We start from the raw sequence: 20445 nt of genomic DNA, 5'->3' as shown, positions 1-20445 counted from the left end.
CGATGTAATTGGCGATTACGACAAACTCCGAGGCGATATTGCCAATGCCTGAAAACATCCCGGAGATCGGGATCATCCTTTACCTGGGCTCACAAACGGCCGCGGTTCTGGGCATGACCGACCTTATGAACTATGCCGAGGAGCTTGCGAGAGGGAAGCAAGGGGGCGACCGTCGGCTCCTGCGCGTCAGCCATTGGGAATGGCAGGACGAGGCCGGAGAGCCCGCCCGGGTGTTCGACACCGCTCCTGGTGCTACGGGCAACCCTTCCATCCTCGTCATTCCGCCCGGACTGGGTCAGCCGCTGTCCCGGGAGATGGCGGCGCAGTGGGCTGAATGGCTCAAGGGTCAGCATGCGCAAGGCACCTCCCTCGGATCCATCTGCAAGGGTGCCTTCCTGCTCGGCGAGACCGGACTGACGACCGGCAGAACGGTGACGACGCATTGGTCGTATGAAGAGCAACTCCTGTCCCGGTTTCCTGGCACCAAGGTCGACACCGACAGGCTGATCATCGATGACGGGGACATCATCACGGCAGGAGGGGTGATGGCGTGGATTGACCTGAGCCTGAAGCTTGTCGACAGGTTCCTGGGGCCGACGATCATGGTCGAGACCGCCCGCACGTTCCTGGTTGACCCGCCCGGCCGGGAGCAGAGCTACTACAGCGCTTTTGCGCCGAAGCTCAATCACGGCGACGCCGCCATCCTGAAGGTCCAGCACTGGCTCCAGGCGACTGAGGGCAAGGAAAGCAACCTGGCCGTACTGGCTGCCCAGGCAGGATTGGAGCAGCGGACGTTCATCCGGCGTTTCCAGAAGGCGACGGGGCTGACGACCGGCGAGTACATCCAACGCCTTCGCGTCGGAAAGGCGCGTGAGCTGTTGCAGTTCACGAAGACGCCGGTGGAGAGGATCGCCTGGGACGTCGGCTACACGGACCCGAGCGCCTTCCGGAAGGTCTTTGGCCGGATCGTCGGCCTGACACCGCAGGAATACCGTCAACGCTTCAGCATCTGACGATCTCCAATCGTGACGTTGCTCATCGGAAAGTCAGCTTGGGGTCAGGCAGTGAAGTCCATTCACTTTTCGGAACGTCTGGTTCCGTGAGGATTGCTGCCCTCGGCGTAGCGTCTCAGGTGTGCCAGGAGCTGACCTCAACACCCGAAAGCTGTCCAGGCCTTGAATCAAGATGATCTTAAGTTGGTGGGTACCGGATCGGAACTCCCAGCACCCTTCGATCCCATCACCTTGGGCTGGAAACCGATCAGGCGCTTAATCCCTGTGTCAACCTACCTTGGAAGGAGCTATGAAGTACGGCGCCCATGCATCTCACCCGGTCATTAAGAAACAACGCTCCCGGGGGAGCCGTAGGCCTTTCGAAGAGTATCAACAAAGCGCTTCGTGGTCTTCGTGTGCGGTCCTATCCGGATCGTCTCAATCAACCGCGGGTCATGGGGCAGATCGAAATCAATTCGTACAAGCGAGCCTTCCTTGATTTCGGAACTGACATGGTGGACCTGGAAAGCCGACACCATGTCCGATCTCATAACGATGGCCCTGCGCAAGGGGATCATGTCGACCTCAATGGCGACAGCAGGCCCAGGGATGCCGTTCTCCTCGAAGATTGAGCGAACCGCACGCGCAATCGGAACATCCTCAGGTCCGAGCGTCCATCGTGCTTTCGCGAGATCTTCCATGCCGACGTCCCGCTTCTGGGCCAACCAATGATCCGGTGCGCAGAAGAGGCCGATTTCCTCCGTCGAAACGACATCCTGGACGAAGTCGGACGCCTCGGGACCGTTGATCATGTAGTACAGGGCGATCTCGATCTCGCCTTGACGGAGTGCCCCCATGATCTCGCCGGCGGTCCCGAAACGCAGTTGAAGTCGGAGTTCGTGGTCTCCCGAGACCGCCTCAATGAGAGCATGGCAGAACGGCAGTAGCGGGTGAACCATAACGACCCCAACGGACAGGTTCCGTGCCGTCGCGTCCTGAAACGAGCGGACGGTCTGTTCCGTCCGCTTGACCTCGGTCTGGATCTGCCGGGCGTGGTCAGCGAGGAGCTTGCCAAAGGGCGTGAGTTCGATGCCTTTCGGGCTCGCGGATTCAAGCGTCGCGCCGGTGAGTGGCCCGCCAATGCTGAATCTGTCGCTGAAATTCTACGCCCGCTCAAGCTGCGAACCAGCCAATAATGTAAAACTTCCGTCCATCATGTCCTATAACCGGATATTATAAATATACTCCCAACAAACACCAAAATAAGTCGACCTAACCAGGATGTATATATGCTACATTAAACTTGCGACGAGAGGAGAAATTATTTCCGGATATGAAAGAGCACACCATGACAACCCCAGAGTGGCTGAAACCTGGTCTATGCGGCGTCGCCTGCGGCGCAATTGCCGTGACGGTAATCGGCTTCAACTGGGTGGGTGGGTGATCGGCGGCACGGCGAGGCAGATGGCCACCGAGCAATCGCGAGCCGAGGTGGTTGCGGCGCTGACCTCGATCTGCCTCGAACAGTCCAAGTGGGATCCGCAGCGTGCCGAGCGGGTGGCGCTCCTGAAGGCGGCCTGTCCTACCAGCGTGGCGATCTCTTGATGAAGAATGGCTGGGCGACCATGCCCGGAACGACCGAAGGCAATCGCCTTGTTGCCATCGCATGTGCTGACAAGGTCAGGGTTTAGGCGAACCCTGGTGAGAGGAGGAGAACGGCCATGAACCTGCGAACGACATCGAGGGTGATCACATTTCAACGGCCGTTCTCGCTGGATGGATTGGACGAGACCCAACCGGCCGGGACGTACACAGTCCAGACGGACGAGGAACCTATCGAGGGCTTATCCTTCCTGGCCTACCACCGTGTGGCCACCGTGATCTTTCTACCCCTCCGGCGCGAGGGATCAGGATCCTTCCAAGCGATCCCTGTCACTCCGGAAGCTCTGGACGCCGCACTGGCGCAGGATGCTTCGGGATCCCGCGACCCTTAATCGGAAGATCAGCGTATCGGGCTGATCTTCGCAACAGTGAGCGCTGAATAAAGGTCACTCGGGATCAGTTGGAGGCGCTCCTTTCTGTACCATCGAAACTCGGAGTTCCCCGGAACACTCCAACATTTGCAAGCCTTGTAGTGTGTCCGACAGTTCAGACAGCTCCACCCACAGCGCCGCGACGGGAGTTCGACATGGATGTTATCGTGACACCGATCGCTGATGGCAGGGCGTGGGACCTGACCGACCTGCTCGGCCGTCCGATGGGTCGGATCACGGAAGCATCCGCCAAGGAGTTCACGATCCACCCCGAGGGACACGCTCTGGAGACGATGGCTGGCATCGAACATGGCCCCTTCGCATCCCTTGATGCCGCTTTGGCGGCCATCGAGAAGCACACCCGGGGCGTCTGCCGGCGCAACCCGGGTGAGGATCAACCATGATCCGGTATCATACCTTGCCCGGACCATCCGATCCGGAACCGCTCCTCGCCGAAGCAGCATTCGCGCTGATGCCTCTGCTGGTATCGCTGGCGCTCGCTTCACCCTTCAACTCACGCTCGGCCTGGCGCCAAAACTCTAGCTCATGGCCCTCGCGGCTGCCGTGTTGCTCCCAGAGCTCGTAGGCACGCTGTCTTATCCGGTCCTGTGTCTCATCGGAATGGTTTTCCATATCATCATCCTTCCTTGGTTTTCTTCCAGAAGGTTACGGTGCCCACGGTGGCTTATTGAAGGCGGACACGGAGTATCATCAATAAAATCAAAGTATTTTTAGGTGTCATTCTCACCGAGAACATGTATGATAAGTAAATAAATCTTCTTAAGATAACTCGATCCCTTGAGATTTGCTTGCGTTAGCGAAGTACCGCTCTTGAATCGACCGCATAGTTCTCGCTGACATCAGGATGCAGCCCAGTGCTCCGGATAGGTTTGCCTGGTGCCAGAAGGCAGCGTTTGCCTCGCAACCTGCCTTTCCCATAGATCGGACCACCCATGAAAACGCCGACAATTCTCCTTTCGGTCGCTCTCCTCACCATGCTCGGTGTCACGCCAGCAATGGCCGACTGCCAGATCGCTGATGCCAAACTCGAAGAGGCCATCCTGCAAAGGCCCGAACTTCGTGGGAAGGCCAATCGCCAGACGGTTCGTGACCTGCGCAACCTGCGCGATGCCGCGATCACCCTCTGGTCCTACGGGCGTCATGACGATTGCGAGCGCCTCCTCGGCAACATCCGCGAACTCCTCGCAGGACCTCCGATAAACTCCCTCGGCGGCAACGATGAGGAGGATGCCGAGACACAGACGAGTGCGCGAGAGCCGAAGGTGCAACGGGGCGCCGTCCAAGGTCGTCGTGGTGACAAGGATGCCAAGCCGCTCATCCACATTGACGAGCTTGCCCCGGGATTGAGGGCGGACCAGATCATCGGCGCTGAGGTGCGAAGTGCCGACGACAAGATTGTGGGAGAAGTCCGGAACGTCGTGTTCGGCACCAAGGACCGCCGCGACTATGCGATCGTGGCGTCTGGCGGGTTCTTCACCCCCGGCAAGGACAGCATCGTCGTGCCGATCCGCTCCCTCAAGGTCTCACAGGAGCGCGACAGCTTCTTTCTTCCCATGCCGGAGGCAATGGTAAGGACGGTGCCGCACATGCCTGATCAGGATTACAAGTGGCTGTCGGACGAGGCATGGCGCATCCGGAACGACGCACTTTTTGCAGGTCGCCCGTAACCGTGAGTGCGGGCCCGTACCGAAGCTTCAGGGCCACGAGCGCTTAATCTTGGCGCTCTCAGCCCTGAAGGAGCAGCGCTCGGATCAGCCCAAGCAGTCTTTCAGGGCGAACGGGCTTTTCGACGAAATAGGCGCCCTGCGGCAAGTCTCCGGGTGCGGGAGCAACGCGTCCCGATGCGATCAGAACACCGACATCCTGTCGATCTTCCCGCACTCTGCGGGCCAGCTCGAAGCCATTGATGCTCCCGCGTGGCATTTCCACGTCCGTAACGACCACTTGGACGTCGGGAACGGCGGCGAGAATATGGAGCGCCTCGTCCGCGTGGGCCGCCTCCATGACCTTGAAGCCAGCATCATCCAGCACGTCCACCAGCATCATGCGGACAAGAGCTTCGTCCTCGACGACCAGAATGAGCGCGCGAATGTCAGGTTTCTTCTCAGACATGTCGAATGGAATGGCGATCAATCCTCTTCGTTCCTAAGGCCACGATTATACTCGGCGGGTGCGACGCACGGCCTCGATCCGCTTCGCCACCAGTCGCGCGATCTGCACCGTATTCCGCGCCTATTCGGACGCCTCCGGGAATGAGATCGTCACCGTCAGTCCTGCATTGCTGCGCACATCGATCTCTCCCCGGATCTGCTGAATGAGAGACCGAACAAGGCCATAGCCGAGCGATCCTTCCCGCAGGCTCGACATTCCGACCCCGTCATCCCGGACAACCAGTTCGATCCATCCCGGCTGACTGCGGCGCGCCTGGACCAGGATCGTCCCTGATCGTGGTGCCGGGAAGGCATACTTCACAGCGTTGGTAATGAGTTCGGTGAGTACGATGCCGAGCGGAACCGCCCTGTCGGCATCCACTAGGATCCCATTCTCCATCTTCGTCTCAAGACGGATGTGGTCATCGTTTTCCGTGATCGGCCTCAGAGCCTGGCACAGATCTGCCACGTACATGGAAACGTCGACGCGTTGAGCCTTTTCCGACTTGCTCAAGAGGTCGTGCACCCGAGCCATGGCGTTGAGCCGGTCCTGGGCCTCCTCGAACAGAGCCCTGACAGCCGGGTCCGTCTGCCGTCGGCCCTGGATGGCCAAGAGGGAGGCCGCAATGGCAAGGCTGTTCTTCGCCCGGTGGTTGACCTCCACCAGCAGCATTTCCCGCTCGGTGACCAGAGCCGACAGCGTGCTGTTGACGGCTTCAAGCTCCTGGGTTCGGGCCGCCACTCGGGCCTCCAGTTCCGACGTCAGTGCACGAAGGTCCTCTTCGGCGTCATAGCGTCGTGTGATGTCGAGGTAGGAGAGAAAGTGATTGGTGACGGTGCCCTGGCCGTCATCCACCGGACTGGCAAACAGCATCGCCCGAAACGGGGAGCCGTCCTTGCGGTACTGAAGGATCTCCAGCGTTACGTCCCGTCTCTCCAAGACCGCGGCCTGATAGCGCCGGATGGCCTCAGGGTCAGTGCCTTCGCCGTTCATGAAGTGCGGATCCTGCCCGAGCAGCTCGTCCATGCTGTAGCCGGACAGGTTGAGGAACGCTTGGTTGGCAAAGACAATCGGATTGCCAGGCAGGGTCGCGTCAGTCACGAGCATCGGCATGCGGGTCCGCCGAACGGCCTCGACAAACAGGCCACCCTGCTGCCGAACGGCCTCGATATGGCGTTCGGCGACGGTTCGCTCCGCAGTGTCCGCCTTGTTCTCCTGAAACTCGTTCATGGCCAATCCCGTGTAATGAGGGTGAGGTGGCAGGCTGTCAGGCGCCTGGCGGATGCGCCCTGGACTAACTTACTTGCGCGCCTTTCGGGCGGCATAGCGTGCATCCCGGGCTGCCTTTTGCTCGGCCTCCAACGCGACCTGACGCTCGGCTGCTTCCAATTTGGCAGTCGCCTCATTGGCTTCCTGGGCGACGCGCTGCTCATGCTCGGCCACTTGACGCGCTTCGTCCTCTGCGGCCTTGCGGGCCTGCTCCGCGATCCTGGCGGTCTCGCGTTCGGCCAGCCGCGCCTCACGGGCGGTGCTGACAGCCTGTCGTGCCGACTTGCGCTCAATCACAGCCGGATCGTCCGCACCAGGCTTTGCCCGAACGCGTTCCAGCATGGCCTTGCGGGCGTTCGCAGCCGTGCTCAGTCGATCACCAAACCCTTTGTCCCGGAAGCCGCTCATGCTCGGATCTCGCTCTCGCGGACGGCACGCTCCGTCACACCCGCTCTGATTCGGTACGAGACTTCACCGGTCTCGTCGGCGGGCATGAGGCGCGTCACCTCGTAGATGCCGCTGCCGCTGGCGCGGCTGTCGGAAATCGGCGCACGAACGAGGCGCACCATCTGACGGATCTTGAATTTATGAAGCATGCTGTTTCTCCAGCATGGAGCGGCCAAACGCAGCGCCACGCGTCCAAACAAAAAGCCGCTCCCATGGGGAGCGGCCTCAACGGCTCAATGCAGACAAGCCTGCACCGATGAGACTGGCTTTATGCCATCTCGATGTTGTTGACGGCGATCTTGCCGGAGCGGCGGTCTTCGGCCGTGTCGAAGGCAACCTTCTGGCCTTCAACGAGGCCGCGGATACCGGCGCGCTCAAGAGCGGTTGCATGGACGAAAACGTCTTTGCTGCCGTTGCTCGGTGCGATGAAGCCGAAGCCCTTCATGTCGTTGTAGAATTTTACGGTGCCCGTATCCATGGGAATGTCCTTGCGTATGCGTGAGTGCACGTGAGCGTGGGGTAGCGCAGCAGCGCGGTCCCGTGCTCGGTTCGTCGATGTTTTGGGAGAGTGTCTGAACGTGCGCCTGGCATGCCAAGGCGAAACGGCCCGATTGTTCGGCCAAAGTCGATAGAATGAATATAGGGGCTCCCCGCCCGATTGCAAGCTTCGATGGAAAAAGATACGCTCTACAGCCCTCTGGCGGGGCCGCCATCCTCTTGAGATCTCACCGGGCGTTGGGGTGGCGCCTGAAGGGCGCATGCATGCTCATACTTGCGCTGCCCATCGTCCTCTTTTCATGCGCGGTGGGGTGACAAAGCCAGTAACGCTCGGATCCATAAGGATATCCATGATGGCTATCGGTCTTACCGTTGCGTCACGCATCCCGGATCAAGCTCCGGATCCTGGCGGCCAGCGCATCGACCGCGAACGGCTTGGTGATCATCTCCATGCCGGGATCGAGGAAGCCATTGGCCAGCGTGGCATTTTCGGCATAGCCCGTGATGAACAGCACCTTGAGGTCCGGTCGGGTGACCCGCGCCTGATCCGCGAGCTGGCGACCGTTGATTCCAAGGAGTTTAGCATCGGAAGGTCGCCTTTGGGTGATGGATTGCCCTTTAGCTTGGCGGTGTGAAGATCCGCTTTTCGCTCCTGACCTGCCCTCCCCTCTCCTGCTGTCGTGGATCCCTAGAGGGCAGCTCACTGCCTCCTGCCCTCCGCTGATCATCGCAGCAGAAGCTGCATGGTTCTCAGCAAGGCTTCACTCACTCAAGGGCTCCGAAACTGGCCTCTTCAAAGCCACGCTTCCGCTTGATGTAAGCCATTGATGCGACTGGCAATCAGCGCGCTAGGCGAAACTAGCTATGGAATGAGTACGGTCTGATACTCGGAATGACCCCATAGTGCTCGGCTGGATCGTGAGCTGCTTCATCTGGGATCAGATCACGGGCACCTATGTAGGCCTCTCAGTGCGAGCCAAGCCGCTGAAGTCTTTGTTTTCAAAGCACTTTCGCGGGCCGCGGGGAAGCCCTGCCCTCTCCTGCTGGTTAACAAAATGACTTGAGAGACGTTTCCAAACGATCCTTTTCTCGTGATCGCAAATTATGTACAAATAGCCGGAATTTCATCGGAAATTGACATATGGCTCCCTCCCCTACTCGGCAGCGCCTGATTGGTTACGCCCGTGTCTCGACCGAGGAGCAAGCAACCGACGCTCAGCTCGACGAGCTCAAGACTGCCAGCTGCGCGGTCATCCATCAGGAACACGGATCCGGCGCCTCCCGAACTCGGCCAGTTCTCTCCCGGCTCATCCGCGAGATCTCGAAGGGCGAAGTCCTCGTGGTTGTCCGGCTCGATCGTTTGGCCCGGTCGGTCAGCCACCTGCTCGAAGTGATCGAGACGCTTGAGGAGAAAGGGGCCCACTTCAAATCCCTCAGGGATCCGATCGACACGTCGACCCCGCAAGGCATGTTCTCCCTGCAGGTCCTGGGCGCCGTCGCTCAGCTGGAGCGATCGCTGATCTCGGAGCGCACGAAGGCTGGCGTGAAGGCGGCAGTGGCTAAGGGGAAGAGACCGGGGAACCCCGGATTGCGTGAGGGACGGCCGGAGGCAATCCGCAAGACCGCCCTCGCCCGCGACCGCGTCTATATGGGCGACCTTTTGACGGCGGCCAATTCCTTCCTTCCCGTTGTCCGTCAGATGCGGCCGGACCATAGCTGGCGAGATGTCGTGCAGGTGCTGAATGCTCGAGGCCAGCGGTGGACGGATCAAAGCCTCCGGAGGGCAGTCAAGCGCTTGGTCGCCGAGCGGATGGCTGAGTCGGAGTTGTTACGGAAGGCCGGAAGACGGCCGCCGGACGACCGCATCATGACCCTGATTGCCGGCATTGCGATCTCTAACCCGAACCTCACCCTGCGTGAGATTGGCGCTCAGCTCGAGGGGATGCGAGAGCGGACGCCACGAGGCGGGAGAGAATGGAAGGCCAGCTCGGTCAAATTCCAACTCGACCGAGCCCGCAAAATGGGCCTCGCAGTCCCTGACATCCAGTGATCGCGCTGCTGTCACCAGATTTTGCGTTGGAAGTGCGACACTTGGATAGCTTGTGCCACCCTTGGTAGATCATGATGACCTGCCAGCAGGTCGTGGACAGGTTGCCGATAGGTCAGATTGACCTACCAGCCACGGATTCCATAGCCGCGACGGCGCTTCCGCCGGAGCCATTTCACCAGAGTTTCGAGCGCCCTGCCCTGCCCCTCTTGGACTTCTACAGGTTGGCGGCGAGGCTTCCCGATACCGCCCTACTCGCCGACCCATGCTGCTTCGGGATGCTACCTGCTCCCATTCGCTCACCACGTCTCGCCCGGGTCCTCAAACTCCATCAGCTCGCCCCCAATCCGAACGAGGGCATCATCAAGAGGCGACTTGCCTCTGCCTGTGCCTTTTGGCCGAAGCCCCCTCCCCTGCCCTCGAGCGAGCCTGCGCTTCACGAGCCGCGTAGCCTCTACCGCGAGATAGGCCAGCTCCTGATCGCGCATGCCATCCAGGAGTTCGTCGATCTCGGGCCTTGTTGCCTTCGCGCCGAGCGTGCCCAACGACACTGGCTCCAGCGCCCGGGCTTCCTCACGCACCAGCCTCGGCGGGGAGGTCCGGCGGACCGGTTTGCCAGGTGGCGGAGGTGCCCCGAACAGGTCTCCTTGTCGCTCATCGCGAACCAAGTTTCGCGCCATGCCACCTCCAGCCTCGTCTCGCTTCGTTAACCATACTCGGTTGTGGACCTTCGCAGAGCAATCCCGCAGCCGTACCTACCGGAGCCGTCCCGTAACAAAGTGTCTTTCGTCCGGATGTTCCCGCGGGATGGGTATCGTGAGCCTGCTCGCAGATCATTCTGTTTCCGTCATAATCCCAACAAGTCACTTCGATCACCCGGGTCGGATACCACTGGCCAGTTCCGCATCCCTGATCAGGCGCGCAAAGCGACTCGACGTACTGGCGGCCGGGCTGCCGATGGCGGCAGCTGATCGCTATGCCAAAGTCCTGACCCACTCTGATATCGCCACCCTGAAGCACCTCGCTGATATAGGGATGGGGGCGAACATGCTCCGCGCCCTCGCCTCCGATCTCACTTATCTCGAAGCTTGGTGCTAGGCCGCGACCGGGCGTCAGTTGCCTTGGCCGGCCGATCCCGAGCTCGTCCTGAAGTTCATTGCCCACCACATGTGGGATCCGGATTGGAAAGCCGCCGATCCGACTTATGGCATGCCCGTTGACGCGGTTGAGGAGCTCTGGGATCGGAAGATCCTGAACGTCAAAGGGCCGCATGCTCCCAAGACGGCTTCCCGGTGGCTGGCCAACTGGTCGACCCTGCACCAGTGGAAAGGCGTTCAGAGACCGTTCAATGAACCGGGCATCAGGAAGGCTCTGCGTCTCGTCATGAGAGCCTCAGGACGCGCTCCCCAGCGCAAGAGCCGTAAGCCCGTCACGCGCGACGTTCTCAACCGGCTCTTGGTCACGTGTACTGGAATGAAAGCAATAGACCTACACTATCGGGCAATCCTTCTGATTGCATTTGCAGCCGGGGGACGGCGGCGCAGCGAGGTCGCAAGCCTGCGGCATTCTCAGATCAGCACCGCTGGACCGATCAAGCTCCGGCCAACCGATTCTGCATCTCCAATGGTGCCCCGTGTTCGGATCGCGCTCGGACGGACGAAAACCACCACGGTAGGGCAGGGATCCCTCGTGTTTGCTGCGGGCCGTGCGGCCATTGCCCTTCACGAATGGATGCAGGCCGCCAACATCACCTCCGGGCCGAACTTCAGGCAGGTTTGCAAGGACGGCTCCATCGGAGCCAACTCACTGACTCCGCAGTCGGTCAACCTCATTCTCAAGAAGCGCTGCCGGATGGCGGGGCTGGACCCGGCGGATTTCAGCGCCCACGGACTGCGGTCGGGCTTCATGAAGCAAGCAGGACGCGACGGGATCCCGCTGGTGGACGCGATGCGCCAATCCGCACATAAGTCCATCCAGCAGGCGGCTGGCTACTGCGACGAGCAAGATCATGCACAGAGCCTGTCGGTCAGGATCGGCATCTAGAGCATCCCAAAACCTTTCCAGGGCGTTCACAGCTGTGAACTCCAGCGATATCCATCTACCACGGGACGGATCAATGACAGGTCTAGTTCACAGCTGTGAACTAGCGTTTCAACGCTTCGGCTGGTCGTTGATCTTAGGGGTCTGCCGCCGCCATCATCCTCCGTGTTCACAGCTGTGAACTGCCAATCCGAAGAAAGGAAGGGGAGGGGGCGATGTAGCTGCTGACTACGGGATCTATTCAAGTTCACAGCTGTGAACACTCACCCCGCACGTTCCCGAACTGCGCGAAAATAAGAGCCCTCCTTAACCTATTGTAAAGACTTTTAGCCGCTTAGTTACGGAAAGCAGCCCATTGGCTCGCTGTTAACCGTATCTAGGAGGGCGCAGTGGCCTTAGCGCAGATGAAATCTGAAGCACCGCAGTGGGTGGATGAGGAAACCATCCGTTCACACGCGCTGTCTCTCTCGAAGAAGCTTCACGACCAGCGTCTTAAGATGCATCCGCCGTTAGCTCAGAAGACCCTTCGGAAATTCTCCTCCGGAGAGGTCGCGAAGCTAATCGGCGTGGCCGATGGGTACCTGCGGCAGCTATCCCTTGAAGGTAAAGGTCCTGAAGCGGAGACCCTTCCGAATGGACGGCGGCAATATTCACTTGAGGACGTTCTCGCCCTCCGCACCTACTTAGATGAGACGGGCAAGTCCGGTAGGCAGTACGTCAAGCACAGGTCCGCGTCCGAGCATTTGCAGGTTATTTCCTGCGTCAACTTCAAAGGCGGCAGCGCAAAAACTACTACGGCAGCTCATCTTGCCCAATACCTAGCGCTTAACGGGTACCGGGTCTTGGCGGTGGATCTCGATCCGCAGGCCAGCCTTACCGCACTTCATGGCCTGCAGCCCGAGTTCGATGTCCACGCCGGTCAAACCATCTACGGCTCGATTAGGTACGATGATCAGGCTCGGCATCCACGTGAGATCATCAGGCAGACGTACTTCCCAGGTTTGGATCTGATTCCAGCAAATCTCGAGCTCATGGAGTTTGAGCACGATACTCCCAAAGCCCTCGTAAATCGGAGCCCGGAAGAATCACTGTTCTTCGAACGAATTGGCATCACTCTGTCGGCAGTGGCAGATCAATATGATGTCGTTGTCATAGACTGTCCGCCTCAACTAGGGTTCCTGACACTTTCTGCTCTCAGTGCATCGACGTCTATGGTGATTACAGTTCACCCTCAGATGCTGGACGTGATGTCGATGAGCCAGTTTCTCAAAATGGCCTCGGATCTCCTTTCGGTAGTCAGGAACGCTGGTGGGACCGTTCGTTATGATTGGATTCGCTATCTCGTCACCCGCTTCGAACCGGGGGATCTCCCGCAGAGTCACATGGTCTCCTTCATGCGGAAGATGTTTGGCGACTTCGTTCTTAAGGGCGCCATGCTCAAGAGTACTGCAATTTCAGATGCCGGCATCAACAAGCAAACGCTCTATGAGGTCTCGAAAGAACGTTACTCGAAGTCGACGTACGATAGGGCTATGGAGTCGCTCAACAGCGTTAACAGCGAAATCGAAGATCTAATTAAGAAAGCTTGGGGGAGAATGTAATGGCGAAGCGAAACTATGCCGCGATCCTCGGCGAGGATGATACCGGGATCAACCCTCAAGTCGAGCAGCAGGCAGCTCAATCTGATGTCGTGCCGATCCGAGCAGAGTCCGCTGAAACGGCTCCTGTAAAGCCTGGTGCTAGCTGGTCATCGGTCCTCGCGCGGGGGAGCAATGCTGTAGGTGCTGTCGGAAGCGCCTTGGAAAATATGCGCGGACAATCCAGCGCAGAAATTGCCGCTCTCAAGAGCCAGCTTGAAGCCGGCGAGACCATCGTCGAGATCGAAGCAGACAAGATCCTTGCATCATTTGTCTCAGATCGCTTTGAAGATTCATCACAGCCCCCCACCGAGTTGATCGAACAGATAAAGGACCGAGGCCAGCTGGTTCCGATTCTGGTGCGTCCTCATCCTGAAAGGGAGGGGCATTATCAGATTGCCTACGGGCATCGAAGAGTTGCTGCCGCTCGCAAACTCGGCATCAAAGTTCGTGCGATTGTTCGAAATTTGTCGAACGAAGAACTGGTCATCGCACAAGGCCAAGAGAACAACGCTCGCCTCGACCTCAGCTACATCGAGAAGGCTCTTTTTGCTGTGAAGCTGGAGGAGGCCGGGTTCAATCGGCAGGTGATTGGATCATCACTAGCAGTCTCTAAAACCGAACTTTCCGGGATGATCTCTGTCGCGACCAAAATCCCTCGCGAAATTATCTTGGCTATTGGAGCCGCTCCCGGCATTGGCCGTCCGCGGTGGCATGACCTGACCGAGATCTTCAAACTGCATAAATGCTTCGATAAAGCCTCTGAGATCGTCGCGAAGCCCGAATTTGCTCAAAAGTCATCAGACGAGCGGTTCCTGGCATTGTTGGCGAAACTTTCCAAAAAGGAGAAAGCCGAAGCCTCTCAACAGCAGATCTTCTGGAACGATCCAAAAGGCAGAAGACTAGCCCGCATAACGGATACAGATGCCCGATATACATTGCAAATTGATAAGACTGTTGATCGCCAATTTGGAGCCTTCCTATTCTCGAAGATTGAAGAGCTTTATCGAGACTATGAGGCATCCCTGAACGCGAAATAGTCAGCACGATGGCGGAGGATTCCTCCGCCTTCACCTCTTCTATAAATTGGGATCACGAGGAGCAAAGAGGCTCATCCCACTTTTCACTCTGCAAGGATCTGCAGGAGGTATGTACACAGACGAACATCAAATCCAATCGATCGTTTGCAGACGTCTCTCAAGCCGTTTCGTAAACCAGCCGGAGCGGGGAGGGCTTTCCCTAAACCCGCGGGAATGGCTTAAAACAAAGGTTTCTGGCGCCATCAAGGGCCTACATTGGCCCACAGGCACTTCCAGGAGGTGCGCGCCACCATCGGCGGATCCAATCTCCGCGGATGCTTTCTTGCAGAACAACAAATTGTCTCACATCGCGCCGTAGCAACATCTTGCTTCACTTCCGTCTGCTAAGCTATAGCTTGTGACATCATGAACTTAGCTTGAGGGCGCAAGCGTGGCTTTCGGCAGCAGGGTAGGGGAGTTTGACGACGAGGCGCCCCTGGTCCCCCGAACCTACACTCTGCCCGAGCTGCCGTGGGAGACCATCGCTGGCCGGCTCGAGCCAATGACTATCAGCATCCTCAGGTTTGATGCTCGGCTGGAGGCCTCCGGGCTGGCCGCCGGCTGGCAGTCGCGCTGCGACATGACTGAGGCCGTGCGCGCTCTCTTGCTCGACGGTCACCTCGTCGATGTCGGTGATCTCGTCCTGCACGATGCCGGCATGGACGTGCGCCATCCCACCCACGAACTCACCCGCGCCGCTGCCGCTCTTCGGGCCCGGCGCACCGCCCTGGCCAGGAAAGCGCCCTGGCCGCTCTCCATTGATGGGCTGGCGGCCCTGCGCGGCATCGGCGGCGTGGCCGAGAGCAAGCCCACTCGGTCCAAGGGCAAGAAGCTGGATCCCAACGATGAGGAAGCCTACCCGCCCTATGCCAACGATGCCGATCCATGGAAGGCGCACTTCGCCGAGATCGATGCCCTGCTCGAGCGCACCAGCAAGGTGCTCGCCGGCGAGACCCCGCTGCCCAGGAGCCGCTCGCACTTGGTCTATGACCCGGACCAGGACGAGGCTGAGGCCGAAGACCTGTGGCTCGATGTGGTGAAGCGCACCAGCGGCTGGCCGGCGATCGCCGCCGCCGCGGTGGCGTGGAACGCGTGGCTGGATCTCAACCTCTACACCCGCCTGCCGTGGCTCGGCCTGATCATGGCAGCCGCCATCCTGCGGGCCAGGGGGCTCACCCATTATTTGCTGCCGCTGGCCGCCGGCTTCAAGCAGTCGAAGTTCCGGCCGCAGGGGAGGGAAGGGGCGGCCGAGAAGCTGGAGGGCTTCTGCCAGGTGCTGGAGGAGGCACTTGCGATCGCCCACAAGGACCTGGATCGGCTCATCCTCGCCCGTGAGCTGATGAGCCGCGTCACCGCCAAAACCCGCTCCAACTCGAAGCTGCCGGAGCTGGTCAACCTGTTCCTGTCGCGCCCGCTGGTCACGGTGCCGCTCGGGGCCAAGCTGCTGAAGGTCACGCCCAAGGCCGTCGACCTGATGCTGGCGCAGCTTGGTGGAGCCCTGCCACGCGAACTCACCGGACGAACCCGCTACAGAGCATGGGGCATCGTGTAGGGCCTCTCAGGCCACGAAGGTGACGCCTCTTTGTCGCCTTACTGCTATGGTTCGAGCTTGAGGACGAACCTTAACCCGAGAGGGCGGCTTGTTTGAGGATCACGGAAGCACACGGATTGATCTCGCCTGTCCTCACTGCCGGCAGCTGTTCAAGGTGCGATTACGGAAGCTGAAGTTCGGGGCTGATCTGACCTGCCGTCTCTGCCGACACGAGTTCTCGGCTAATGAAGTCTCTGATCGTCCCGAGCTTCAGGGCGCGCTGGCTCGCATGCAAACAATCGTGAGGCAGCGCGTGCGGGATGAGCAGCCTCGCATAAGTCAGCACAGGCGCGAAGAACCTACTGGTGCTGACCAGCATCCCTCCCACATTCGCATGAACAAGCCTGACGGGTATGGAACCGAGGTAGCCGAATGATCAATCGGAGCTCAAGGGCGGCGCTGCGGAACCGGGCACTGAAAGCTTAACTGTAACGTCATACCGGTTTCAGCCATAGTTTTCTTGTTTGTTGAAGGTCTTGGCGCCGAATCGGTCGGCGCGTTACAGGGCCTTCGATGACCCGCGCTCTGGCTCTCGCCACTGCTCTCCTGCTCACCAGCCTCTCCCACATACCCACCGCACAAGCCGCAGACCCGGTTCACTTCTGGGATCTTCAGCCTCGGTCTTTGCGCCTCCTGGCAGCCTCGCCGCAGGTGATGGTCACCCGGACCAGGACCGGATGGGATGCCTACTGCCGCTGCCCGGTCGTGCTCGCACCCTCAGAAATCCCTGATGTGATGAAGAAGGCGATAGTTGCCGTTGAGGACAAGCGCTACTTCGACCACGGTGGCGTTGATGTTGCCGCGCTGCTGTCCGTGCTCAAAGGCGGCTTAACCCGCGGGGGCAGCACGATCCCGATGCAGTTGCTCAAGAACTTGGTGTTCCACGACTTGCGCGCCAGTGACGTGCTCACGCGTCTTGAGCGTAAAGGCGCGGAGGTCTGGTACGCCGGCCTCTTCGACGAGGCCGTTGGCAAGGAGGAACTCCTGGCCGCCTACCTGAACCAGATCGAGTTCGGCGGCCGCGACATCGTTGGGCTGTACCGGGCCTGCCGCCACTACTTCCGCAAAGAGCCCAAGGATCTGACACTGTACGAGGCCGCTCTGCTGGCCGGCATGGTCAAGGCGCCGGCCCGGCTCAACCCGCTGCGCGAGAAAACCCGGGAGCGGGCGCATGAGCGGGCGCTTCTCGTCCTGAAGCTCATGGCCGAGCAGAGCCTGATTACCCAGAAGGAGCATCGCCAGGCTGAGAAGGCCAGGATCCGTCCCGGTATGCTGCCGGAGTTCAAGATCCAGCCGCAGGCCTTTGCTGAATAGGTCATGGAGACTTGGGGCAGCAAGTACGTGCAGCCCGGCGAGACGGTCCGGTTCTTCGTCACCCTGAACACGCGGGTCCAGCATATCGCGGAGCAGCAACTCAGCAGGCTGATCAAGGAGGGAGCTGTGCCGCCCCAGTACGATACTGGAGCGGTGATGATGGCGCCCAATGGACGCGTGCAGGCGATGGTCGGCTCCGTGAACTGGTCGCAGCGGCAGTTCAACAATGCCGTCAAAGCGCGTGTTCAGGTTGGCTCGACGGCGAAGCTGCCGCTGCTAATTGCCGCCTGTGAGGCTGGCACGACGCCAAAGAGCCGGGTTGTGGACCTGCCAATCAGGGAGACTTGGCCCGCGAATGGCGAGCTAGGCTATAGAGGGCAGACAACGCTGAAGGAGGCTTTTGCCTCCTCGCGCAACGCCGCTGCCGTGCGGCTGGCGCAGGAGATCGGATCTGACACCGTCGCTGAGGTCAGCCGGCGCATGGGCATCGATCCTGGCCCTGCAGCTGATGCTGGTTTTGTCCTCGGCTCCTACTCGAGCAACGTCATGGCCATGACGGCAGCCTACACAGCCGTGGCTAATGGGGGCTATCGGATTGAGCCATCGGGCGTGCTGGCGGTGGTCGATGGCCGGGGACAAGTGCGAGCTGACTTTCTCACCCCTACACGCAAGAGGGTCATTCCAGAAAGATGCATCGAGCCAACCCAAGCTGTTTTGCGTGAGGTTGTTGAGCATGGGATGGGACGCGCGGCGCAGATGAAGGGCTGGGCAGCGTACGGGAAAACTGGAACCTTGACCAGCAATGCCGACGCTTGGTTTGTTGGCTGGAGCGAGCAGCGGGTCTTCGGTGTCTGGATGGGCCGGCGGCGGGGCGAGACCGGACACGCTGTGGCTGGCGCTGGTGCTCCGGCTGCTTACTTCGGGCGCGTTGCTACTGCCGTGAACGAATGGACTGAGCGCCAGCGGAGCCTCGAGGAGCAGCGGCTCGCAAGCGCACGCGCCAAGCGAGGTCTTGAGCCGGGCAGGGTCGTTGACTGGCTCTCGTCCCTGCCTCAGGCAATGAAACAGCCTGATACACCACCCGCTCAGGGAGAAAAAGACTTAAGTCCCTGCACACCGGTCCCGAGGGTATTCTCGACAATGCGTGGATTGCGGTCCAGCAGCGCCAGCAGGACCCGGGCTGGCCCCTGGGGTGACCGGCGGCCCTGCTCCCAATTGCGAATAGTTCACAACGCAACGCCAATGCGGCGGGCGAAAGCGGCTTGCGAGAGGCCCGTCCTGCTCCGGACGGCCGCTGCATCAATGGCAGCGGGCAGGCGCAGCCCGCTGCCGAGACTGAGATCATCGTTTGTCTCAGCGAGAATGGAGCCAAGGCTGGCAATGAGGTGCTCGAACTCGCTGTCGTCGCTCATGGACGCTCCTCTGACGAAAGCGAGGACATACGTCAGTGGCGCAGTACGTCAATGGCAGAGTGCAGGAGGACGAAACCACGCTGAAGCTCTACTGCGGCTGGGGATCACTCAACGGTGCCGAAATTCTGAAGCAGAAAGTGTGATGCCGCTCAACGGATCCCAGTTGCTGAAGCTATGGCTTAACCCCAAGCACCGAACCCGTCACGACTCACCCTTGCGCACTTGGATCAGCACTGGCTGCAACCCATATCAACTCTATGCCGCACAAGGGATCTTCTCACCGCACCCCCGATCTTTTCGAGTACACGATAACTGTACCGACACCGCCCCCTCAGCGGGCTGCCTCCCGGCTAAGCCGCCGGAGATGACGAGTTTGTCTGACACACAGTTGGTACAAGATCTTGCTGCGCTGATCGACGAGTTGCGCCGCCGCCTGGAGACGGGCAGGGGGAGCCGGGCGGAGTTGGAGGAGGCGGCAAAGCAGGCCAGCCGGTCACTCGAGTGGTCGGTTCCTAGCCCCACACGTCAAAACAAGCGCTCAAGATCTGGCAAGACCTCATCGGTGCTGCAGGAGGGGCAGCGCAAGGCCGTACGGGCGGCCCTTCTGGCTGGGGTGGCTCCCTGTCAGGTGGCCAAACACTTCCGGCTGTCGCCGGCCACCGTGCGTAAGATGCTTGAGGAGACCACGTAGGTTGAGGCAATCCGGCTGTTAGGTGCTTGCGCACGACTGAGGTTTACCCAACCATCGTTTCATGAGGACACCTTGATAGTTCAAGGACACAACACTGAGCCAATGAGGCCCTCGCATAGCCCATGTACACCTTGGAAGGCCCCACCTCGTTCGAAGAGATCATCAAGAAGAGCCGGTTCGTCGCGACAGCCGGCCCGATTGCGAGCGACGAGGCCGCTAAGGAGTTCATCGCCGCGCACTCGGACGGCGATGCCAACCACAACTGCTGGGCCTGGCGGGTGGGTCAGAGCTATCGCTCCAGCGATGACGGTGAGCCGGGCGGCACGGCCGGTAAGCCGATCCTGCAGGCGATTGATCGACTGAGCCTCGACAATGTGGCTGTTGTCGTGACCCGCTGGTTCGGAGGGGTTCTCCTCGGCAGCGGTGGTCTCATCCGAGCCTACGGCGGTACCGCAGCCGCCTGCCTGCGGGCAGGCAAGCTGGTCGAGATCGTGGTGGTTTGCGAAGCCACCATCACCGTGACCTTTTCCGATCTGGCTCTGGTAAAGGCACGGCTGGCGAGCATCGCAGGTGTTCGGATCCGCCAGGAGAGATTCACTGAGGCAGGTGCGACGCTCACGGCGGACTTGCCCGAAGCACACGCCCAGCAGACCGCTCGCATGATCATGGACATCACCAGCGGCCGGGCATCGGTGGCGGTGGCTCCGTGAGGCCGCAATTCGCTGGGCAGCGTTGAGGCGGCGCACCGACCGCCGCTTGAACGCGCAGTCTGCCCCTTGGGCTACAACGCCCATCAGTAGGACCTAGCTGCGGGGAAGGACCGCTGCGGATGCAGCAGGTCGCCCAGTGGGTTTCTTCTCAAATTGCTGTCTCCAGCTGACCAAACCGTACCGGGATGATGGCTCGCGCAGTGGGCTGCCCGTCGGGCTGCTTGCCGATCACCGTAAGTTGCTGCGCCCCTTCCGGACCCAGAGGCAACACCATCAGCCCTCCCGGCGCGAGCTGGTTCAGCAGAGCCTCAGGCGGCTGCTCGGCGGCAGCTGTCACCAGGATCTTGTCAAAGGGGGCATGCTCTGCCCAGCCGCGCGTTCCATCGCCAACCCTGATGGTGACGTTGCTATAGCCAAGCTGACGCAGGCGCGCATCAGAGCCTGTCCGAGTGAAATTTGAATCCGAGCAATGACTTGTGATTCACTGGTTGGCGCCGATTTGCGGAGGCGCCC

General features: G+C 60.1%; 25 protein-coding genes and 2 pseudogenes. 16 read left to right on the top strand and 11 right to left on the bottom strand.

The window, feature by feature from the left end; genetic code table 11:
- Nucleotides 1-44: 44 nt before the first annotated feature.
- Complete coding sequence (locus tag JKG68_RS21800) at nt 45-1013, top strand: GlxA family transcriptional regulator (RefSeq protein ID WP_202063460.1); 969 nt, start codon at nt 45-47, stop codon at nt 1011-1013.
- 323 nt (nt 1014-1336) lie between these two features.
- Here the strand turns inward: JKG68_RS21800 and JKG68_RS21795 are convergent, their stop codons facing one another.
- A complete protein-coding gene (locus tag JKG68_RS21795) occupies nt 1337-1951 on the bottom strand; it encodes a LysR substrate-binding domain-containing protein (protein ID WP_202063459.1) in 615 nt (204 codons plus the stop codon).
- Between JKG68_RS21795 and JKG68_RS21790 the strand changes: the two genes are divergently transcribed.
- The 4 genes from JKG68_RS21790 to JKG68_RS21775 all read left to right on the top strand — a co-directional run bounded on the left by JKG68_RS21790 (nt 1943) and on the right by JKG68_RS21775 (nt 3429).
- Nucleotides 1943-2188, top strand: a complete 246-nt coding sequence (locus JKG68_RS21790) for a hypothetical protein (protein ID WP_202063458.1) — start codon at nt 1943-1945, stop codon at nt 2186-2188. The two genes, JKG68_RS21795 and JKG68_RS21790, sit on opposite strands and share 9 nt — an antisense overlap.
- Nucleotides 2189-2456: 268 nt before the next feature.
- Nucleotides 2457-2597, top strand: coding sequence for a hypothetical protein (locus tag JKG68_RS21785; protein ID WP_202063457.1), 141 nt, complete (start codon nt 2457-2459; stop codon nt 2595-2597).
- Between the two features lie 116 nt (nt 2598-2713).
- Nucleotides 2714-2986 carry a hypothetical protein gene (locus JKG68_RS21780; protein ID WP_202063456.1) on the top strand — a complete coding sequence of 91 codons (273 nt, stop codon included), beginning with the start codon at nt 2714-2716 and terminating at the stop codon, nt 2984-2986.
- A 206-nt stretch (nt 2987-3192) separates the two neighbouring features.
- Complete coding sequence (locus JKG68_RS21775; protein WP_312890908.1) at nt 3193-3429, top strand: hypothetical protein; 237 nt, start codon at nt 3193-3195, stop codon at nt 3427-3429.
- A gap of 7 nt (nt 3430-3436) precedes the next feature.
- On the opposite strand, the gene JKG68_RS21770 is transcribed toward JKG68_RS21775, so the two are convergent.
- On the bottom strand, nt 3437-3658 hold the full coding sequence (locus JKG68_RS21770; RefSeq protein WP_202063454.1) for a DUF2934 domain-containing protein: 222 nt from the start codon (nt 3656-3658) through the stop codon (nt 3437-3439).
- A gap of 320 nt (nt 3659-3978) precedes the next feature.
- Here JKG68_RS21770 and JKG68_RS21765 point away from each other — a divergent pair, with 320 nt between their 5' ends.
- Nucleotides 3979-4713: a PRC-barrel domain-containing protein gene (locus JKG68_RS21765; RefSeq protein ID WP_202063453.1), complete on the top strand. Its 735-nt coding sequence runs from the start codon at nt 3979-3981 to the stop codon at nt 4711-4713.
- Nucleotides 4714-4771: 58 nt separating this feature from the next.
- Here JKG68_RS21765 and JKG68_RS21760 read toward each other — a convergent pair whose 3' ends face one another.
- From JKG68_RS21760 to JKG68_RS33605, 6 genes and pseudogenes are all read right to left on the bottom strand, one after another.
- Nucleotides 4772-5179, bottom strand: a complete 408-nt coding sequence (locus tag JKG68_RS21760; RefSeq protein ID WP_246515708.1) for a response regulator — start codon at nt 5177-5179, stop codon at nt 4772-4774.
- 99 nt (nt 5180-5278) lie between these two features.
- A complete protein-coding gene (locus JKG68_RS21755; RefSeq protein WP_202063452.1) occupies nt 5279-6427 on the bottom strand; it encodes a sensor histidine kinase in 1149 nt (382 codons plus the stop codon).
- A 69-nt stretch (nt 6428-6496) separates the two neighbouring features.
- Nucleotides 6497-6874 (bottom strand): DUF6481 family protein, encoded by a 378-nt coding sequence (locus JKG68_RS21750; protein WP_202063451.1) that lies wholly within the window; start codon nt 6872-6874, stop codon nt 6497-6499.
- Complete coding sequence (locus JKG68_RS21745; RefSeq protein ID WP_202063450.1) at nt 6871-7062, bottom strand: hypothetical protein; 192 nt, start codon at nt 7060-7062, stop codon at nt 6871-6873. Before JKG68_RS21745 ends, JKG68_RS21750 begins: the two co-directional genes overlap by 4 nt.
- 119 nt (nt 7063-7181) lie before the next feature.
- Nucleotides 7182-7391 carry a cold-shock protein gene (locus JKG68_RS21740; RefSeq protein WP_202063449.1) on the bottom strand — a complete coding sequence of 70 codons (210 nt, stop codon included), beginning with the start codon at nt 7389-7391 and terminating at the stop codon, nt 7182-7184.
- 397 nt (nt 7392-7788) lie between these two features.
- Nucleotides 7789-8001 (bottom strand): annotated as a pseudogene (locus tag JKG68_RS33605) (response regulator); the annotation flags it as partial.
- 551 nt (nt 8002-8552) lie between these two features.
- Here JKG68_RS33605 and JKG68_RS21730 point away from each other — a divergent pair.
- On the top strand, nt 8553-9461 hold the full coding sequence (locus tag JKG68_RS21730; RefSeq protein ID WP_202063447.1) for a recombinase family protein: 909 nt from the start codon (nt 8553-8555) through the stop codon (nt 9459-9461).
- Nucleotides 9462-9757: 296 nt separating this feature from the next.
- Here JKG68_RS21730 and JKG68_RS21725 read toward each other — a convergent pair whose 3' ends face one another.
- Nucleotides 9758-10138 (bottom strand): hypothetical protein, encoded by a 381-nt coding sequence (locus JKG68_RS21725; protein ID WP_202063446.1) that lies wholly within the window; start codon nt 10136-10138, stop codon nt 9758-9760.
- A gap of 136 nt (nt 10139-10274) precedes the next feature.
- Between JKG68_RS21725 and JKG68_RS34580 the strand changes: the two genes are divergently transcribed.
- The 7 genes and pseudogenes from JKG68_RS34580 to JKG68_RS33595 form a co-directional block, all read left to right on the top strand.
- Nucleotides 10275-10556: a hypothetical protein gene (locus tag JKG68_RS34580; RefSeq protein ID WP_312890907.1), complete on the top strand. Its 282-nt coding sequence runs from the start codon at nt 10275-10277 to the stop codon at nt 10554-10556.
- Nucleotides 10557-10574: 18 nt separating this feature from the next.
- A complete protein-coding gene (locus JKG68_RS21720) occupies nt 10575-11501 on the top strand; it encodes a tyrosine-type recombinase/integrase (protein WP_312890906.1) in 927 nt (308 codons plus the stop codon).
- A 401-nt stretch (nt 11502-11902) separates the two neighbouring features.
- Nucleotides 11903-13099: a plasmid partitioning protein RepA gene (gene repA / locus JKG68_RS21715; protein ID WP_202063476.1), complete on the top strand. Its 1197-nt coding sequence runs from the start codon at nt 11903-11905 to the stop codon at nt 13097-13099.
- On the top strand, nt 13099-14175 hold the full coding sequence (gene repB / locus JKG68_RS21710) for a plasmid partitioning protein RepB (RefSeq protein ID WP_202063445.1): 1077 nt from the start codon (nt 13099-13101) through the stop codon (nt 14173-14175). The genes repA and repB overlap by 1 nt, the downstream gene beginning before the upstream one ends.
- A 430-nt stretch (nt 14176-14605) precedes the next feature.
- Entirely contained in the window at nt 14606-15766 is a 1161-nt protein-coding gene (locus tag JKG68_RS21705; protein WP_312890905.1) for an RHE_PE00001 family protein, read from the top strand.
- Between the two features lie 552 nt (nt 15767-16318).
- On the top strand, nt 16319-17119 hold the full coding sequence (locus JKG68_RS33600; protein WP_246515707.1) for a biosynthetic peptidoglycan transglycosylase: 801 nt from the start codon (nt 16319-16321) through the stop codon (nt 17117-17119).
- A gap of 3 nt (nt 17120-17122) precedes the next feature.
- Nucleotides 17123-17944, top strand: a pseudogene (locus JKG68_RS33595) (penicillin-binding transpeptidase domain-containing protein); the annotation flags it as partial.
- A gap of 401 nt (nt 17945-18345) precedes the next feature.
- Here the strand turns inward: JKG68_RS33595 and JKG68_RS21695 are convergent.
- Nucleotides 18346-18531 (bottom strand): helix-turn-helix domain-containing protein, encoded by a 186-nt coding sequence (locus JKG68_RS21695; protein ID WP_202063480.1) that lies wholly within the window; start codon nt 18529-18531, stop codon nt 18346-18348.
- 373 nt (nt 18532-18904) lie between these two features.
- Between JKG68_RS21695 and JKG68_RS21690 the strand changes: the two genes are divergently transcribed.
- A complete protein-coding gene (locus JKG68_RS21690) occupies nt 18905-19222 on the top strand; it encodes a hypothetical protein (RefSeq protein WP_202063479.1) in 318 nt (105 codons plus the stop codon).
- 122 nt (nt 19223-19344) lie between these two features.
- On the top strand, nt 19345-19932 hold the full coding sequence (locus JKG68_RS21685) for an IMPACT family protein (RefSeq protein WP_202063444.1): 588 nt from the start codon (nt 19345-19347) through the stop codon (nt 19930-19932).
- A gap of 148 nt (nt 19933-20080) precedes the next feature.
- Here JKG68_RS21685 and JKG68_RS21680 read toward each other — a convergent pair whose 3' ends face one another.
- Complete coding sequence (locus JKG68_RS21680) at nt 20081-20359, bottom strand: protein-L-isoaspartate O-methyltransferase family protein (protein ID WP_246515711.1); 279 nt, start codon at nt 20357-20359, stop codon at nt 20081-20083.
- Nucleotides 20360-20445: the final 86 nt, after the last annotated feature.

This window comes from Microvirga aerilata (genome assembly GCF_016743775.1).
Lineage (GTDB): Bacteria > Pseudomonadota > Alphaproteobacteria > Rhizobiales > Beijerinckiaceae > Microvirga > Microvirga aerilata.
The sequence above is the reverse complement of the archived record's forward strand: the minus strand, read 5'-3'. Positions and strand labels throughout refer to the sequence as shown.